General features: G+C 53.0%; 16 protein-coding genes. 12 read left to right on the top strand and 4 right to left on the bottom strand.

Translation table 11 applies throughout. From position 1 onward, the window contains the following. The first annotated feature begins 134 nt into the window (after positions 1–134). The 9 genes from M2403_RS00180 (at position 135) to M2403_RS00140 (ending at position 9,446) form a co-directional block, all read left to right on the top strand. Positions 135–647 (top strand): fimbrial protein, encoded by a 513-nt coding sequence (locus M2403_RS00180; protein ID WP_208952352.1) that lies wholly within the window; start codon positions 135–137, stop codon positions 645–647. 85 nt (positions 648–732) lie between these two features. Further along, positions 733–1,449, top strand: coding sequence for a molecular chaperone (locus M2403_RS00175; protein WP_217152628.1), 717 nt, complete (start codon positions 733–735; stop codon positions 1,447–1,449). After that, a complete protein-coding gene (locus tag M2403_RS00170; protein ID WP_254302937.1) occupies positions 1,433–1,969 on the top strand; it encodes a fimbrial protein in 537 nt (178 codons plus the stop codon). Before M2403_RS00175 ends, M2403_RS00170 begins: the two co-directional genes overlap by 17 nt. Positions 1,970–2,089: 120 nt before the next feature. Beyond that, positions 2,090–2,554 carry a fimbrial protein gene (locus M2403_RS00165; protein WP_259228029.1) on the top strand — a complete coding sequence of 155 codons (465 nt, stop codon included), beginning with the start codon at positions 2,090–2,092 and terminating at the stop codon, positions 2,552–2,554. After that, positions 2,520–3,308, top strand: a complete 789-nt coding sequence (locus tag M2403_RS00160; RefSeq protein ID WP_208950747.1) for a molecular chaperone — start codon at positions 2,520–2,522, stop codon at positions 3,306–3,308. Before M2403_RS00165 ends, M2403_RS00160 begins: the two co-directional genes overlap by 35 nt. After that, positions 3,305–4,063 (top strand): molecular chaperone, encoded by a 759-nt coding sequence (locus tag M2403_RS00155; RefSeq protein WP_152325988.1) that lies wholly within the window; start codon positions 3,305–3,307, stop codon positions 4,061–4,063. The genes M2403_RS00160 and M2403_RS00155 overlap by 4 nt, the downstream gene beginning before the upstream one ends. 96 nt (positions 4,064–4,159) lie before the next feature. Next, positions 4,160–6,754: a fimbria/pilus outer membrane usher protein gene (locus M2403_RS00150; protein WP_259228022.1), complete on the top strand. Its 2,595-nt coding sequence runs from the start codon at positions 4,160–4,162 to the stop codon at positions 6,752–6,754. Positions 6,755–6,832: 78 nt separating this feature from the next. Beyond that, the gene (locus tag M2403_RS00145; RefSeq protein WP_259228021.1) at positions 6,833–8,008 is read left to right on the top strand and encodes a hypothetical protein; all 1,176 of its coding nucleotides are present in this window, start codon (positions 6,833–6,835) and stop codon (positions 8,006–8,008) included. A 343-nt stretch (positions 8,009–8,351) separates the two neighbouring features. Further along, positions 8,352–9,446, top strand: a complete 1,095-nt coding sequence (locus tag M2403_RS00140; RefSeq protein WP_259228019.1) for a polysaccharide lyase family 1 protein — start codon at positions 8,352–8,354, stop codon at positions 9,444–9,446. A 75-nt stretch (positions 9,447–9,521) separates the two neighbouring features. Here the strand turns inward: M2403_RS00140 and M2403_RS00135 are convergent, their stop codons facing one another. Next, positions 9,522–10,106 carry a nuclear transport factor 2 family protein gene (locus tag M2403_RS00135; RefSeq protein WP_152325991.1) on the bottom strand — a complete coding sequence of 195 codons (585 nt, stop codon included), beginning with the start codon at positions 10,104–10,106 and terminating at the stop codon, positions 9,522–9,524. Between the two features lie 107 nt (positions 10,107–10,213). Between M2403_RS00135 and M2403_RS00130 the strand changes: the two genes are divergently transcribed. Next, entirely contained in the window at positions 10,214–11,092 is an 879-nt protein-coding gene (locus M2403_RS00130) for a LysR substrate-binding domain-containing protein (protein ID WP_259228017.1), read from the top strand. A 4-nt stretch (positions 11,093–11,096) separates the two neighbouring features. Here the strand turns inward: M2403_RS00130 and M2403_RS00125 are convergent, their stop codons facing one another. From M2403_RS00125 to M2403_RS00115, 3 genes are all read right to left on the bottom strand, one after another. Beyond that, positions 11,097–11,900 (bottom strand): hypothetical protein, encoded by an 804-nt coding sequence (locus M2403_RS00125; protein WP_259228015.1) that lies wholly within the window; start codon positions 11,898–11,900, stop codon positions 11,097–11,099. 225 nt (positions 11,901–12,125) lie between these two features. Then, entirely contained in the window at positions 12,126–13,061 is a 936-nt protein-coding gene (locus M2403_RS00120) for a LysR family transcriptional regulator (RefSeq protein WP_259228014.1), read from the bottom strand. Between the two features lie 57 nt (positions 13,062–13,118). Continuing rightward, on the bottom strand, positions 13,119–13,379 hold the full coding sequence (locus M2403_RS00115) for a hypothetical protein (protein WP_152325995.1): 261 nt from the start codon (positions 13,377–13,379) through the stop codon (positions 13,119–13,121). Positions 13,380–13,686: 307 nt separating this feature from the next. Here M2403_RS00115 and M2403_RS00110 point away from each other — a divergent pair, with 307 nt between their 5' ends. Both M2403_RS00110 and M2403_RS00105 read left to right on the top strand, forming a co-directional pair. Beyond that, on the top strand, positions 13,687–14,229 hold the full coding sequence (locus M2403_RS00110; RefSeq protein ID WP_152325996.1) for a fimbrial protein: 543 nt from the start codon (positions 13,687–13,689) through the stop codon (positions 14,227–14,229). An 85-nt stretch (positions 14,230–14,314) separates the two neighbouring features. Continuing rightward, on the top strand, positions 14,315–16,807 hold the full coding sequence (locus tag M2403_RS00105) for a fimbria/pilus outer membrane usher protein (protein ID WP_259228010.1): 2,493 nt from the start codon (positions 14,315–14,317) through the stop codon (positions 16,805–16,807). The last annotated feature ends 5 nt before the right edge of the window (positions 16,808–16,812 follow it).

The following is a 16,812-nucleotide window of genomic DNA, read 5'->3' as shown; positions in this document are numbered from 1 at the left end:
GCACCTTCATTAAAATAATCTCCCTCTGATATCCGGAAACCCTTCGCAAACGTATTATTACCGCATCAGCCAAGGCAGGCTGAAGTTAAGTATTTCCATTGTAATAACACATATATCTAATGAAGGATTTTGTAATGAAAAAAATTATCGCCCTTGCTCCCGTTGCTCTGATTATGGGTATGGCTGGTCAGGTTCAGGCTGCAACTCAGGCTGACGTCCAGTTGCAGGGTACTATTGTAGACACCACTTGTGAAGTGACTGCAAATAATGGTGCTGCAACGTTGAACGTGGGTTCTTTCTCAAAATCTGCGTTCACTACCGCTAAGCAACAAGTTGGTCAGGAGCCGCTGCTGGTTTCCCTGAAAAATTGTAGCGAAGACGAAACAGGCGCACTGCAGGTTTCCGGCATTGTTACCACTGGCACTGACAACCTGTTCCTGAGCGATGTTAACCAGACAGCGGGTTTCATGCTGACTCAGAAAGACAACCTCACTCAGGTTAAAAACAACACCAGCATTCCGTTGACCGCTGACGCTACCGGCGCAGTGGACTATACCTTCACCGCAGGTATGGCCGTCATGGATGCTACCAACGTAATGCCAGGCGCATATACCGCTCCGATCAAAATCTCTTACGTGAGTAACTAAGAGTTTAGATCCCTGGTACGACACTGAGTAAAAAAAGAGAGGGACTTTTTAGCCTCTCTTTTTCATTTAACGGACAGAGAATATTATGAAGTTTTACCGCAAGTTGGGCGTTGTATTAAGCCTGAGTCTGTTATTGAGCGAGCCGGTATTAGCCAGTATTGGCATCGGTGCATCCCGCGTTATTTTTGCAGGATCTGATAGCAGTCAGAGCATTGACATTAATAACCGTTCCCATAATCAACCTTATCTTATTAATGTCGGCATTTCAGACAGTCTGACCGCTAAATCAACGGACAGCGCTTTTATGCCTGCGCCGGCATTATTTCGTATTGAACCGGATACCACCAATAAACTCCGTATCCTGAGAAAAACAAATAATTTACCCCGCGACAGAGAGTCCGTTTTTTATCTGAATATTATGGCAATCCCGACCAGTAAAGCGGGACAGGATAATAATGACAATACGGTAGGCGGAACGCTGCAAATTGCCACCGGAAATACGCTGAAGCTGTTTAACCGTCCGGCTGATTTGCCGATGACGCATAAAACGGCCATGGGCAAATTACAGTTTTCCCGCGCGGGTGAGGGCATCAAAGTGACAAACCCGACGCCTTATTATATTTCCCTGAACAAACTGCTGGTGGATGGTAAGGCAGTCAGACTCGATGTCATTAAAGGCACCAGTATGATTGCGCCATTTTCTGCCAGTCACTATCCGGTGACCGCCGGGCAGGGCAAAGCAGAATGGGCAGCAATCAACGATTTTGGTGGAGTGGAGACGTTCCATGGCACGGTTAACTAAGCCTTTAGCATCCGGCATTTTGCTGATGCTATGCGGCATCTCTGGCGGACAGGCGGCGACCACGGACATGAAAGCCACGGTGGTAGATGGCAATTGCCAGATCGCAGTGGATACCGCGACCATCACGTTCCCGAACCGTGACGTTTCGCAATTCAGCAGCGGTACGGCAGCGATCCTTCCGCTGGGCGTGAACGTAAACTGCGAAGGGATGCAGGGCAAAGCCCCGTCACTGACCGTGACCGGTGAATCTTCGCAGCTTAGTGACACCCGGCTGTACCGCGCGGCCAGTTCGACGGCGCAGTTCGTCGGTTTCATGCTGAAAAAGGGCACGCTGAACAACCTGACAGATTTTTATAACGCCACAGGCACAGTAGCACCCGGCGACACGGTCGCCCTGACGCAGGATAACGGCAGTTTTGTGCAGCCCTTTTCCGTGGGACTTGTGCAGGGCGCCGGTGATCCGCAGCTGAATGCCGGAACGGTCAGCGCAAAAATCACGTTTGCCTTTATCTTTCCCTGACGCTTTCTACAGATAAACAAAATGAAAAATCACAACATTTTATCAGGGCACCTGACCGCTCTGAGGGCTGCCTTTTGTCTGTGTCTGCTGGCGATAACCGCCCGCGCAGGGGCGGCAGATGTGCAATTCACCGCCAGGTTTCAGGCGCCCACCTGTCAGGTTTCTGCCCCCCCTGCGCTGGATTTCGGTTCGGTGCAGTCATCCGGGATCCGCAGCGGAGACAGCCTGGCGAATCCGTTGCCGCTGACGATCACCCTCACGCAATGCGCCGGTTTTGTCGGTGCAGTGCAAAAACCGGGCGTGAAAGTCTCCGGTACCGGCAACACCGCTTCGGGAGATTTTTTGTTCCTGCAACCGGGGACTTCTCAGGTGGTGAATTACGGGGTGCGCATTGTCACCGCTCAGGGTGACGTGGTGGATAACACCACCGTGCTGCCGGTAGCGCTGGATGGGTCCGGCTTTGACGGTGGCAGCGCCAGCATTGCGCTGAAAGCAGCGTTGTCCTGTGGCAACCAATGCAACGACGCCGCCACCAAAGGGGGAACGTTAAATGCCAGCGTCACCTTCGATTTCGTCTATCAGTAAGGGGCTTCCTGTGCATTTTATTCCTCTGTTTTTACGCCGTGTGCTGCTGTGCGCCGGGTTAATGATGACGCTGACTCACAACGCTGCCGCCGCCGGTGACGGGATCAGCCTCAGCCGGACGCGGGTCATTTTCCAGTCCACCGACAGTGCGCAAACGCTGACGATCCAAAACCACGGTTCGCGGCCCTATCTGGTGCAGTCTGCGGTTGTCGGTTCGCCGCAGGGGCGTGAAGCGGCACCCTTTATGACCACGCCGCCGCTGTTCCGGCTGGAAGAAAACAGCAAAAACAGCCTGCGGATTTTGCGCAAGGGCGATGGCGCGCTGCCTGCCGATCGTGAATCGGTATTTTATTTCACCGCGATCGCCGTGCCGGCCATGACGCAACCGAAAGACGCGCAAGAGGCCTCGCTGGCGGCGCGTATTTCCGTCGGCATTCAGAACACCATCAAGCTGTTTTATCGCCCGGTGGGTCTGGCTATGACGGCAGAAGAAGCGCAGGGGCGCCTGACGTTCCATCTTCAGGATGGCAGCGTTGAGGTGAAAAACCCGACGCCTTATTACCTGACGTTTTCGCGTCTGGCGTTTGACGGTCGTGATGTCGCGGTGCGCGATGTTGTGCCGATGATTGCGCCTTTTTCACAGGCCAGTTATCCGGTAACAGGGGCTGTGCGGCAGGCGCAGTGGACGGTGATCAATGATTACGGCGGTAACAGCCCGCTGTTCACTGCGCCGGTGCAGGGCGGGAGCAAATGATGAAGCGTTTCCTGAAAGTGCCGCTGCTCATCGCCATGCTGGCCGCGGCGTTGCCGTGTCTGGCCGCGCAGGAACACCCTGACGGCTTGTCGATCAATCAGTTCCGCATTGTGTATCCGGCTTCTGAAACCAAAGGCATTACCTGGTCAATGACCAACAACACTCACCGCGCCTATCTGATGCAGTCGTGGGTACGCCCGCTGGATCAGGCGACCGGATTGCCGGTGGCCGAAGAAGACAACAAAGGCCCGCGCGATGCGCTTCCGCTGCTGGTGACACCGCCGCTCAAACGCGTCGCTCCCGGCGAACCGCTGACGTTGCGACTGCGCCAGACCGGCTCGTCGCTGCCGCAGGACAGGGAATCCGTTTTTTATCTTTCGGTGAAAGGCATTCCGTCGGCGCCGGATAAAGCCAGCCAGACCGGGGGACAGCTGGTCGTCGCCGTGGTGAACAACATGAAACTGTTTTATCGCCCGGCGGGTTTACCGGCAGGCGGTGTGACAAAGGCGTCAGAGCAGCTTCGTTTCAGTCTGCAAGGCGATGCGCTGGTGGTGGATAACCCGACGCCGTTTTACCTCAATTTCAGCCAGCTGAAAGTGGGAGGCCAGGCGCTTCCTGCCGCCACACTGCGCACGCTGGTTCCGCCAAAAGGGCAGCAGCGTTATCCGGTGCCGAAAGGGGCGCGTAATGAGGTGGAATGGCAGGTGATCGGAGAAGACAGCCGGCCAACGCCAGTGCAGCGCAAAACGTTATAAAACAAGTGATTGTGCAAAGACACATTGTAAGCCATCAGATCGCATGACCGGCATATCCGGAACAGCTAATAAATTATTGCAGAGCAGGGAACGACCTTGAGTAAGACATTGACATCCTGTTTAGGGACTAACGGAATGGCAGGCCACATCCGCGCCTTCCCGCGCAAAACGCTTGCGCTGTTTGTATTAATGAGTTGCCAGAACACCTGGGCGGCGGATTATTTTGACCCTGAATTACTTTCACTGGGCACCGGCGCATCGGATGTCGATCTGTCTGCGTTTTCCGAGGCAGGCGGCGTGGCTGAAGGGAATTATCCGGTGACTATTTTCGTGAACCAGCACGAAGCGGTTTCACGAACACTGGTGTTTAGCAAAAACGCGCAGGGCGCTATCGCACCGGAACTGACGCCGGCGCTGCTCAACACGCTGGGCGTCAACGTGGATCAGTTGCCTGCGTTCAAAGGCTTACCGAAAGAGAAGCCGGTGGAAGATCTTCCGGCGTTGATCCCGCAATCCACCGTCAAATTTGACTTATCGCGCCTGCGACTGGATGTCAGCATTCCGCAGGTGGCGATGCAGCCGGGCAGGGACAGCCAGACCGATCCGTCGCAATGGGATGACGGTATCCCGGCTATGTTGTTTAACTACAACCTCAGTGCCGGTCGTAACGAACAGACGCTCAACAGCGATACCCGCGTGAACAACAGCCTGTTTGCCAACGTGCAGACCGGTGCAAACCTCGGCGCATGGCGTCTGCGCAGTACCGTCACGCACAGCCATTCCGACTCGGATGGCGGCAATAACAGCGACAGCACGCGTTTTTCTAACACCTATCTGTCACGCGATATCCGCGACTGGCGTTCCCGTCTGACGATGGGGGAATCCAGCACCGGCAGCGACGTGATTGATGGGGTGCCGTTCCGCGGGATCCAGCTCAGTTCTACCGAGCAGATGATGCCTGCCCGTTTGCGTGGTTTTGCTCCGCAGATCACCGGCGTCGCCAACAGCAATGCCCGCGTCACCGTGCGTCAGAACGGCTATGTGGTGTATGAAACGTACGTCGCACCCGGTCCGTTTGAAATTAAAGATGTCTATCAGGCAGGTAACGCCGGAGACCTCGACGTATCAGTCACCGAAGCCGACGGCAGCGTACACAGTTTTGTGGTGCCTTATTCTTCACTGCCGGTGATGCTGCGCCCCGGTGGCGTCAGATATGAGGTCACTGTCGGTCGTTATAACGGCGGCATGACGCAGGGTTCGCGCGAGTCAGAGTTTGTGCTCGCCACGCTGATTTACGGTTTGCCTAAAAACCTGACGTTGTACGGCGGCATGCTGGGCTCGCAAAACTACAGTGCCCTGACGCTGGGCAGCGGCCTTTCGCTCGGGGATATGGGGGCGTTTTCCGCCGACGGGACATTCTCTGAGGCGAAGTTTGAAGACAGCGATCGCCAGACCGGCGGGTCATGGCGTATGCGTTACTCCAAAAGCATGCTGACTACCGGCACGTCCTTTGACCTGACAGCGCTGCGCTATTCCACCCGAAATTATTACAGTTTCGCGGAATACAACAGCATGGGATATGCGCAGAAGGATGACGTTTCGCCGTGGACGCTGAGCCGCCGTCGCAGCAGTTTCCAGACGCAGGTGACTCAGCAACTGGGCAATTATGGTTCGGTCAGTTTGCGCGCCAACCGTGATGATTACTGGGGATCGACCAAAACGCTGACCAGCCTTTCGGCAGGGTATAACGGCAGTTACCGGGGCGTCAGCTACGGCCTTTATTACACCGTTGACCGGATGAAAGGCAACGGCGACTGGCCTGAGAACCGTCAGGTGTCCTTCAACCTGAGCGTGCCGTTCAGCATCTTCAGCTCATCCTCCGCGCTGCAAAACACTTACGCCAGCGCTCAGATGACGCATGACAACAAAGGCCGCACGCAGAACCAGACCGGAATTTCCGGCAGTAACGCAGATGGCGCGCTCTCCTACAGCGTGATGCAGGGCTGGGGAAATCAGGATCAGGTCAGTAACAGCAACCTGAATCTGGGCTATCAGGGCAGTAAAGGCAATGTGTCAGCCGGTTACGGCTACTCAGGTGACATGCGTTCGATGAACGTCAACATGAACGGCGGTGCGGTGGTACACGGTGAAGGCGTGACATTGTCACGTCCTCTCGGCAGTTCTGTCGCGCTGGTCAGCGCACCGGGTGCCGGCGGCGTAGATCTGTCAAATGGCAGCGGAAAAACCGACTCACGCGGTTATGCGATAGTGCCTTATCTGTCCGATTACACCCGTAACAGCGTGGGTCTGGATCCGAGCACATTGCCGGACAACGTCGATTTGCCGCAAAACCAGCAAACCGTGTATCCGACGAACGGCGCGGTGGTGAAGGCCGACTTTGCTACCCGTATCGGTTATCAGGTGTTAATGACCCTGACCCGCACTGCCGGGGCTGGCATGGTGCCATTTGGCGCAACCGTCTCGTTACTGGACAAAACGGCCCAGGACGAAACGACCGGCATCGTCGGTGATAACGGTCAGGTTTATATGACCGGCTTACCGCAAAAAGGCGCGCTGTCCGTGACCTGGGGTAAGGGCAACGATAAGCAGTGCCGCGTCAGTTATAACCTTGAAGGGCTGAAGCCAACCGCGCAGATGCCGGTTATCCAGCTTAACGGCGAGTGCCGCTGAACCTGAGTGGGGACTCCACTTTTGAAGGGCAGGTTTTGTTACTCACCTATCCACATTATGTTTATACAGGAAAGAAGTATGTCTGATTTCTCTCACATCGTTAACCGGCCTGAAACCGGCAATCTGACCAGGCGAGCCCCAGGCTCGCTGCTCCATTTTTTCACTCAAGCTACGGGTAAACCCTGGATAAAATGGCTGTTTGCGATTTTACTGGTGCCTTGTACTCCGGTTTCAGCGCAGGTTATCGGCGACGGATACACAAAGCTGGGCACCTGGACGCCATCAATAGGCACATCCCAGTACGGACCTTATAGTGCGAACACGGCATTAAACTACAGCTGGGGCTGGAAACTGGCGGCCTGGCAGTCCACCCCCACGGATTCGAATGGCGCGACGTGTAATATTGCCGGTCAGCCCTATGTGACGGTAGACGGGTGGTCGGGATACCAGATCCAGCCGGGTGTGCTGATTATCCTGTCCGGTAACCTGGCCGCATCGACAACCACGGGCACCCCGAACGCGACCGCCAACGTTGCTACGGATAACTACTCTGCCTCATGGGACAGCAAGGGAGCGATCACCGCCGACTGGCTCAGCCCCGGCGCCACGTCCCATTGTGCAGGGCTTAAGCGTACAGTCAGCGGTAATTTCTACGCGCTGACCGGGGGAAGCGCCGCGATGAATGTCACCTACGGGATTTATGTTTCACCGACCGCCGCACCCGGTGCGCTTCCGACCACGTATCTCCAGTTGCATAAAACCAGCGGCACCAACCAGCAGTCAGTGCTCAACTTCAGCAACCTGTCCATCGCCCGTACACAATGTGCGCTGGATACCGCGGCGGTGATCGCTTTCGGTGATGTCACTCCGGGCCAGGCGACCGGCGGGAAGGGGATTGCGGTACAGTCGGCACTGAATGTGAACTGTACCAACGACGCCGGGATCAGCACGGATGTCAGCTATTCCTTCACGCCGAAATCACAGGCTGGCGATCAGTACACGCTGCCGATAACCTCAATGGCAGATGCAAGCGTGTCGGGGGATATCCGCGGATTCCTCGGGGTAAATGCTGCCACCGATGCCGGATGTACCAACAAAGCGTCATCGGTTCCCATGGACAGCAGCGCGTTTGGTTTGCACACTTTGACCTCCACCCAGTCGTGGTCAGATCCGCTGGTATGGGTATTGTGTCCGCGTCCGACCGCCGAACCGGGCCCGGCGACAGCCGCTGCGACTATTGATGTGAACTGGTAAACTGAGAAACACTGTTTCTGAAAGGAAAGGCGTTATCCTTAGGGTAGCGCCTTTTTTTATTCCGGGACGTGAATACAGGGGTCAGAATTTAAATGTCAATAAACAGATCCGGATAAACCCTTATTTTCAGAATAAAGCCACAGGCATAGGATGCGTCCTTATTTATTGCACGCTTATTCTTAGTTGTTATATGTTGGGAGTTTTCCAATGAAATAAATTATCTGTATTTCGTTAATTGTGACTTTACGCACGACTCGCCGGGAATATAAAACATATAAAAGAGATGACAGCAATAAAGAAACAGGATCCTCATTTTATCTGAAAAATAAAGGGAGTATTTATTATGGACAACATCACGCATATTCCACCACATGAACCCTGGTATCAAACTCCTGACGGATGGGCATCGCAGGCAGGGGGAACCACCGGCGGCGGAGAAAAACCGGAACTCGAATATTATGTCACGACGATTGCAGAGCTCCGGCAGGCTATCGATGCATCAGGCGACCGCAAAAAGCGCATCTGGGTGGGCGGTGTGATTGATGCCAGCGCAGGCGTACCCTACGTGAACCGGCAGGATCAGTCCCGGCGTGGCCGCATTTTTCTGGGCAGCAACACCACACTCATCGGCATAGACCATAACGCGAAATTTATCGAAAGCGCGCTGCTGGTTCAGGATGTCAGCAATGTGATTATCCACAATATTTTCATTGAAAACCCGGTAGATGTTGACCCGCAATTCGAGGAGGGCGATGGCTGGAATGCCGAATGGGACGGGCTGAGTATTATCCGCGCTGATCACGTCTGGGTCAGTCACGTGACCTTCACTGACGGGCGTTTCACCATGGACATGTATAAAGAAGTCGATGGCTGGAAATACGTTCAGCATGATGGCTCCCTCGATATCAAACGGGCGTCCGATTATATTACCGTCTCGAATTGCCTGTTTACATTACATGATAAGACGATTTTAATCGGCCACAGCGACAGTAATGACGCCGAAGATACCGGCAAATTACGCGTGACGTTTCATGATAATAATTTCAGCCGTATTGTGCAGCGCACGCCACGCGTCCGCTTTGGTAATATCCATCTCTATAATAATGTGTTTGATAACAATACCTCTGATCCGATATATAAATATCAGTACAGCTTCGGCGTCGGGAAAAATTCACGCACGCTCTCGGAGTATAATGTCTTCGATGTCAAAGGTCTGACTGACCACTGTAAATTATATAAAGGTTTTGGCGGGGAGTTTCTGGCGGATTCCGGTTCTGTCTTTAATCAGAAAACCGGAGATTTAAATGGTTGCGGATTTATGCCCGGCGTCGAAAAACCGCCATATGCGTATTCGCCTCATAAAGATCTGACCGAACAACTTGCCGATGCCATCAGACAGGCGGCGGGTAACGTACACACTTACCGTATCCGGGTCTGATGAGTTTACCGGTCTGAAACGCAGCAAGGTGCAGACCTGCGTCTGTCACCTTGCTTTTTTATTCTGACTGAACAGTCAGACCGCCAGCCACTTTTTAGCGTCCGCTTTCATTTTTGATTCCAGTTCACTGCCACGGGTAGCAAACACGCGGCTGAGCGGGAACCCGCTGAGTTCCAGCAGACAGGCCAGCGCCGCATATTCACGCGGATATTTAGCGGCAATGCTTGCGTCAATTTCTACCGGCCCCAGCGGGAAGGTGAACGTCCCCATATCGTAGACGCTCTGACGGTGAAACAGCTTCCACACGCCGTCTCTTTTTTCTGCCAGATCGTAGAAGCGGTTGTGGCATTCGCAGCCGATATTCAGTTTCACGTTTTCGGCGATGATCATCGCATTGGTTTCAAGAATCGCTTTGTCACCACGTTCGTTAAAGGTCACGACGGGTGAGCCGATCATGTGTTTGGTGCGTAAATCTGACGCGCCCATCCGCATCGAGCCATCGACAAAACCGCTCGCCAGCCCTTCATACCAGGTGATTTCTATGGTGCCGTCCGGATGGAACAGGTTACGTAACTGTTCCCATTCGCCCAGATCGCGGTGCATCCAGCCATTCATGAGGTCGTTCAGCGCCTGACGGTCTTGCAGTGGTTGAGTGTGCATTTTGGGGATCCTTTTACGTTGAGGGATTCAGTCTGGCGGGGTTCCGCGTTAAACTCAAATAGATAGATTTTACTGAATAATCATTTTTAATGATGAATAAGGCAATAATGGAACTCCGACACTTACGTTATTTTGTGGCCGTGGCTGAAGAAGGGCATTTTGGCCGCGCCGCCGGGCGGCTCAATATTGTTCAGCCAGCACTCAGCATGCAGATTAAAGCACTGGAAACGGAGCTGGGCGGCCCGCTGTTTATCCGCACCAGCCGTCGGGTGGAACTGACTGAAGCGGGAACACTTTTACTGGCACAGGCCAGGCTGACGCTGGAACAGGTGGAACATACGCGGCTGGAGGTGGAACGCGCGATGCGCGGCGAGACGGGGCGGGTGCGTGTCGGTTTTGCGGGTAACGCCATTTTCAGCGGCAAAATGATTGCCGATTTACGTCGTTTCCGCCAGGCCCATCCGGATGCCGAAGTGATTATTCAGGAAATCGCGCCACAGCAGCAGGTGACGGCGATCCTGACCGGTCGCATTGATATCGGTTATACGCCGGATAACAGCACGACGGCGGATCCGCAAATCAGGGTACAGCTGGCCGGAAACTGGGAAATCATGGCGGCGCTGTGCGACGATCATCCTTTAGCCGTGCATCCGCAGCTGACCGTGGACATGCTCGCCGGACAGCCGCTGGTGTTGTATGACGCCCACGATACGCATGAAAATCTGTATATTTTGCTGGCGCAGCGGCTGGGAGAAAATTTTAACGTGGCGCACAGTTCAAACAGCACGCTGAGCGTTCTGGCGATTGCGGCGGCAGGGCTCGGGCTGGCGCTGATCCCCGCGCCGCTGCAACAGGTGAATATTCCCGGCCTCGTCTACCGCAGCCTGAACGCCCCCGAACTGACCGCCAATCTGGTGATGGTGAGCCGGGTACAGGAGCCGGGCAATGCGGTGACAGCGTATCTGGCGATGGCAAGTTTGGTATAGCCTGTCAGCGCAGTAAATGCTGCAAAGCTTCCTGCATCGGCTGGCTGGAAATCATGATAGGGCCGGTAAAGGGTGAATCCAGATCGACAATCACGTAAATAGCGGAAGCGATGGATAACGCGCCAAGGGTGATGGTGACAATCGCCAGCGCATTGCGCGGGGCAATCAGACCAAAGCTCAGAAAGATGATCATCAGCCAGAACGTCAGCATGGTAAAGAACGGGTGTGACATCGAACTGTGCGAGACTTCAATCAGCCGCCAGCGCGCCTGAATCAGCCGGTCAAACTGGCTGAGCGCCACTTCCATCACACGTTTCTGCAACGGATCCTGCGCCGGTAACTGACGCACCTGTCGCTCCGCGATATTGAGCATTTCGCCAAGCCGATAATCCTCTAACCGATCCTGAATATTTTCGGGCGGTGTTGTTTTCTGTGTGACGGTGGCCGCGGGTTTTACATCTGCGGGCCAGGTACTGGCAATCGCGGCCGCGGTATAAAGGCGCAGATTTAACCGCGCAGCGTCAGCCTCCGGCCCGTAATCGCGTAATGTGACATCAAGCTGAATGAGGTCTGCGGCGTAGCTGCGAAAATCATTGGTCAGCGTATCGAAGTTACTTTTCGCCGACGCTGTCATCAGGCTGAGCACCAGCGCGGCGAAGGTCAGCAGCATCCCGATGACCAGTTGCACCAGCTGTACGGTTTCGTGCGCTTTATGTTCCTCAGGCAACAAGGGCCGGACAACCATGCCCACCAGCGTGGCGGCCAGCAACAGCGTGAACACCAGCAAAGCAACTCCGATTTCGGTCATGCTGATAACTCCGGAAAACCGCGGGGACTAAACGGGAATGACCACCAGGAATAACGCCTCTGAGCCGGGCAGGATAAGTATAGCCAGAACTGCTTACACACAGCGCCAGTCCGCGTTTTTTTAATCAAAAACGGACTGCCGGAAACTGTGTTTAGATTTTCTTTTTATGGTGGCTGAACTCTCAGTTCGAATAATCGTATTGTCTCAAAGATCTGAGATCCCCTCTCAGGCGCGGAAATTTTCTTTAAGATAATTAAAAAGCTGGTTGTTCATCTTTTTATTAAGATTGTTTTTATTATAACTCATGGCGATTTCCACAACGGGCAAGGGAATTTCACTGGTAAGAATTTTGATGTCAAAGGCATCTATGAAACGCTCAGCCAGCCAGCGGGGAACAATAGCCACCGAATCTGAAGAAGAAACATGGCTGAGGATAGACATGAAAGAAGGGCTTTTCAGAGAAAAGCTTCGTCCTGACATCAGGTTATTTTCAATATTTTTGCGGGATGTGATTGCCGGTAATTCGTCGGTATGGATGTAACCAAAGACTTCTTGCGGGATGTCTTCTTCACGAAGTTCGGTGTGAAGGCGTGGATGATTTTTTCTGCAAATAAACACCAGGTCTTCCTGACCAATCAGGAAGGACTGAGTAGAAAGCCCGAGGTTTTTACTGACGCCAAACACTAAATCGACCTGGCGAAGTGATAACGACTCACTAAAGCTGTCAACCATGTTGTCGCTGACCCGATGGACAATTTCACAGTTTATTTTTTCTTTAGCGAAAAACTCGCTGATAATCGGAATGATTTTCAGCGATAAGTATACCGGGCACTGAATGACGAGCTGATTGTGGTACTCATCATTTTCAAAATCTTCAATATTGCTGATTAGCGTTTCCAGGCTGTCCTTAATCGTAAGATGTAGTCTGGTGGCGATGGTGGTGGCTTTCAGCTTTTGCCCGTCACGCAAAAACAGGGGATCACCAAAGTAATCTTTCAGTTTTTGCAGGGACTGGCTGATGCTGGGTGAGGAGGCATTGAGCAAAGTGGCCGCATTTTTAACACTGCCGGTGGTGTAAACCGCATCTAAGACCATTAACAGGTTAAGATCGAATTTCCTGATCTTAAGGGAGACAGGGCGCTTGTGATTCGTGTCATTCATTTCCAACCTCATTGGCTGACATCTGGAGTGATTCTAATTGTAGCACCAATGACTTAGTTATCTTTTGTCTGCCCCCATCAGATGCATCCATTTTGAAAATTCTTCTTCATAAACGTAAACAATTTCTTCATCAAGGTAATTGGTTTCGTTTTTCTGGATGTAAGCCATGCAGGGAAAGGCTGCTGGCATGTTTTCAGCCAGTGCGGCTTCAATTTCCTGAGGGTTGAGCAGGGAAGGGAAGTCATCTACCCCGGCGTTAATGAGTAAAATGTACCATTCCTCATACTCTTTCTGACATCCCAGAAAGGTGATATTCATTGTCGTTCTCCGTGTTGCCCAGCTGCAAAATAATGGTCAATAATGCAGGGATTAAAGAATGAATGACAATCTCATATTTCTTAATGAATTATTTTAGAAAACACGTTCTCTTTTCAGAAATATCTGTGAAGTTAAGATTATGTTATTTGTCAGGGGTATTTCGTTTTTCTTAATGCCGAATTAAAACATTGCGTATTTCCTAAATTATTTATTCCACTACAATCCACCCATCGCCGTTATTCATGCCGTGAATCAATCGTCCTCTGTTTAACGGAATGTCATTCTCTCTTTTCCAGGAAATATTGCTATGAAAATTAAAGCACTCACTCTTATCATCCTCGGGCTGACCCCGCTGGCTTCTCTTGCATCAGATGGTGACATTACCTTTACCGGTAAAGTGACGGCATCAGCCTGCTCTCTGAAAGGTTTTAATAACGTTGCCAGCACATCTGGCCTGATGACGCTTCCTAACGTTACTCCGGATTCTTTCTCCGGGGCTGGCGGCTATGCCGGTATGACTGACTTCACCATTGATCTCGAAGACTGTGATACCTCAACGATGAAAAACGCCCGTGTTGCCTTCAGCGGCACGCCCGATACGGTTGATAATTCCATTTTGAAAAACACCAATGCTGCGACCCCGGCAACCGGCGTCGGCGTGGCTGTTTTAGAAAATAACGGAACAACGCTGGTGGATATCAACGGCGGTCAGTCTTCCGTGTCACAGGCATTAACTACCGGAGATACATCACTGAAATTTAAAGTGGCTTATAAGGCGAATACGTCCACACCCGCTGTCACCGCAGGGAATGTTACCGCGAAGACATTTGTGGATATCACATACAATTAATTAACATTTTTGTATCCCCGTAAATAAATAACGAATAACCACCCCGACATTAAGCAGGCCAACTGTGAAAATAAATTATTGGTTTTTGATAATAAGATTTTTCATTTTTGCGCCTGCTTTTTTTTCTGTTTATTCTCATGCAGCAGAAAATGACAGTGCCTTTGATGCTGATTTCCTGCGTAAAGATACCCAGGAAATCCCTAAACAATTTTATCATCCCGAACAGACCGAAGCCGGTATTAAAACGGTCGATATTGTGCTGAACGGCCATACTCTTTTTAAAACCAAAATCGACTTTATTACGGTTAAGGGCAATGAAAGTGCCACGCCGTGTCTGACTCAGGCTTTACTGCACCAGATGGGGCTCGACCATCATCTGGATGAACTGACCAAAGCCGGTAATGAAACCTGCTACGATTTTGCGACCAAATGGCCTGATGCAAAAATCAGCTATGACGAGGCCATGCAACAACTGGTGATAACCGCCCCTCAGGCGGCGATGAACGTCGCCGGACAAAGCGAGATGATTGACCCTTCGCTGTGGGATAACGGCGTCAACGCCTTGCGTATGAGCTATTCGGGTTACGTGTATCACAGCGAAAACCGCGGCAATAACGCGGATGCCTCCACCAGCGATAACGCCTATCTCAGCCTCAATTCCGGCGTCAATCTCGGCAGCTGGCGGTTCTACAGTTTCGATACGTTCAATAAATCTGACACCGGCTGGGAGCAGAACCATGACCGCGCCTACGCAGAACGGGACATTGCGTCTCTGGTTTCGCGTTTTACAGCAGGCGATGTGTACGCCAGCACCTCCAGCGATGTACTGGGGATTTTACCGGTACGCGGCGTCACGCTGGAAACTAACGCCCAGATGCTGCCTTCCGACACGTTCAGTTATTCTCCGGTGATCCGCGGCGTCGCGCGCAGCAATGCCCGCGTGGTTATCCGTCAGCGCGGCAACATTATCTACAGCCAGACGGTCGCGCCGGGCAGTTTTGCCATTACCGATCTTAACAACGGACAAATCGGGGCCGACTTAGAGGTGACCGTTGAAGAGAGCGACGGCTCACAGCAGCATTTTACGGTGCCCTATACTTCACTGCCCAACATGCTGCGCCCCGGCACCTGGCGTTACAGTGTGAGCGCCGGGCGGTATCGCGACGACGGTTTGTCTTATCAGCCGCTGGTCGCTCAGGGCAGCCTGCAATATGGCTGGGATAAATTCACACTCAGCGATCTGGTGGTCACCGGCGAAGGCTATCAGTCGATGGCGCTCAGCAGCGCGTTTAATCTCGGCACGCTGGGCAGCATTTCTCTGGACTGGGCGCTGGAAAGACATCAGCAGGTTAACGACAACGCAGCCACTGAGGCAGAAAGTATCGGCGACAGTGGTCGTGCATTGCGGTTGCTGTATGCCCGCCGGTTTGACGGTTCTGACACCTCATTGCAACTGATGGCTTACCGCTACCAGACCGCAGATTTCATGGATTTTCCCGAATACGCGGGCTGGCGCTGGGGCGATGATGACACGCAGCACCACCGCAAAAATGAAATGCAGGCGACCATCAATCAGGGCTTAGGTGACTTCGGCAGCGGTTATCTGACGTTACAGCGCGACAGCTATTACGACAGCAGCGCAACCGACACCTCACTGACGCTCGGTTACAGCTTCAACATTAAAGCCGTCAACATCAGCATGAATTACAGTTATCAGGCGAATTCGGGCAATGATGGCCAGAACGCGCCTGACCGTCAGCTCTCACTGAATTTCTCCGTGCCGCTGGATATGGGCGACAGGCGCAGCCGTAATCTGTCATTTAGCACCAACAGCAGTAACCGTTCCGGTGATTCACAAATGGCGACGGTGTCGGGAACCGAACTCGACAGCGCGATGAACTATTCGCTTTCCGCGCAGCATGACAGCACCGGTTACTCGCCGTCGGCGGCGCTAGCTTACCGCAATTCGATGGCGAATATGAATGTGAGCGCCAGCACCAGTCAGGACAGCCGTCAGTATTCGGCGGGGATTTCCGGCGGCGTGGTGGCTTATCGCCACGGCGTGGTGCTTTCCCAGCAACTCGGCGACACCATTGCCATTATTGAAACACCGGGGGCGGCGGGTATCAGCGTCGACGGTCAGCCGGGTGTCAGCACCAACCGTTTCGGGCGTGCCGTGGTGCCGTCCGTTTCAGCTTACCGCGACAATCCGTTGTCGCTCGATACAAGACATGCCGCGGATAACGTTGAGCTGGTTGATGGTGGCCAGAACGTGATCCCGACTCACGGAGCGGTCGTTGTCCGCCGTTTCCAGACGAAAGTAGGCCGCCGCGCTATAGTGATGTTATCGCTTTCAGACGGCAAACCTGCGCCATTCGGAGCGGCGGCATGGCAGGGCAAGGAGCAGGTCGGCATGGTGGCCGATAACGGACTGTTGTATCTCAACGGCATTCTGGCCGATGGCGGTACAACACTGCATGTGGACCTGGGCAATAACGCGCAGTGCCAGTTCGATTTACCAGGTGCCAAAGAGTCTTCTGAACCCTGGTATCAGCAAATAAATGCGGTTTGTCGCTAAGCAGA

It is taken from the genome of Rahnella sp. BIGb0603 (genome assembly GCF_024808755.1).
Classification (GTDB): Bacteria; Pseudomonadota; Gammaproteobacteria; order Enterobacterales; family Enterobacteriaceae; genus Rahnella; species Rahnella contaminans.
This window is presented reverse-complemented; position numbering and strand designations above follow the sequence as displayed.

Bases quoted from the DNA above. Each gene is read 5' to 3' on its own strand.
- M2403_RS00180 (WP_208952352.1), top strand. From the start codon at position 135: ATGAAAAAAATTATCGCCCTTGCTCCCGTTGCTCTGATTATGGGTATG.
- M2403_RS00175 (WP_217152628.1), top strand. From the start codon at position 733: ATGAAGTTTTACCGCAAGTTGGGCGTTGTATTAAGCCTGAGTCTGTTA.
- M2403_RS00170 (WP_254302937.1), top strand. From the start codon at position 1,433: ATGGCACGGTTAACTAAGCCTTTAGCATCCGGCATTTTGCTGATGCTA.
- M2403_RS00160 (WP_208950747.1), top strand. From the start codon at position 2,520: ATGCCAGCGTCACCTTCGATTTCGTCTATCAGTAAGGGGCTTCCTGTG.
- M2403_RS00155 (WP_152325988.1), top strand. From the start codon at position 3,305: ATGATGAAGCGTTTCCTGAAAGTGCCGCTGCTCATCGCCATGCTGGCC.
- M2403_RS00145 (WP_259228021.1), top strand. From the start codon at position 6,833: ATGTCTGATTTCTCTCACATCGTTAACCGGCCTGAAACCGGCAATCTG.
- M2403_RS00140 (WP_259228019.1), top strand. From the start codon at position 8,352: ATGGACAACATCACGCATATTCCACCACATGAACCCTGGTATCAAACT.
- M2403_RS00135 (WP_152325991.1), bottom strand. From the start codon at position 10,106: ATGCACACTCAACCACTGCAAGACCGTCAGGCGCTGAACGACCTCATG.
- M2403_RS00130 (WP_259228017.1), top strand. From the start codon at position 10,214: ATGGAACTCCGACACTTACGTTATTTTGTGGCCGTGGCTGAAGAAGGG.
- M2403_RS00125 (WP_259228015.1), bottom strand. From the start codon at position 11,900: ATGACCGAAATCGGAGTTGCTTTGCTGGTGTTCACGCTGTTGCTGGCC.
- M2403_RS00120 (WP_259228014.1), bottom strand. From the start codon at position 13,061: ATGAATGACACGAATCACAAGCGCCCTGTCTCCCTTAAGATCAGGAAA.
- M2403_RS00115 (WP_152325995.1), bottom strand. From the start codon at position 13,379: ATGAATATCACCTTTCTGGGATGTCAGAAAGAGTATGAGGAATGGTAC.
- M2403_RS00110 (WP_152325996.1), top strand. From the start codon at position 13,687: ATGAAAATTAAAGCACTCACTCTTATCATCCTCGGGCTGACCCCGCTG.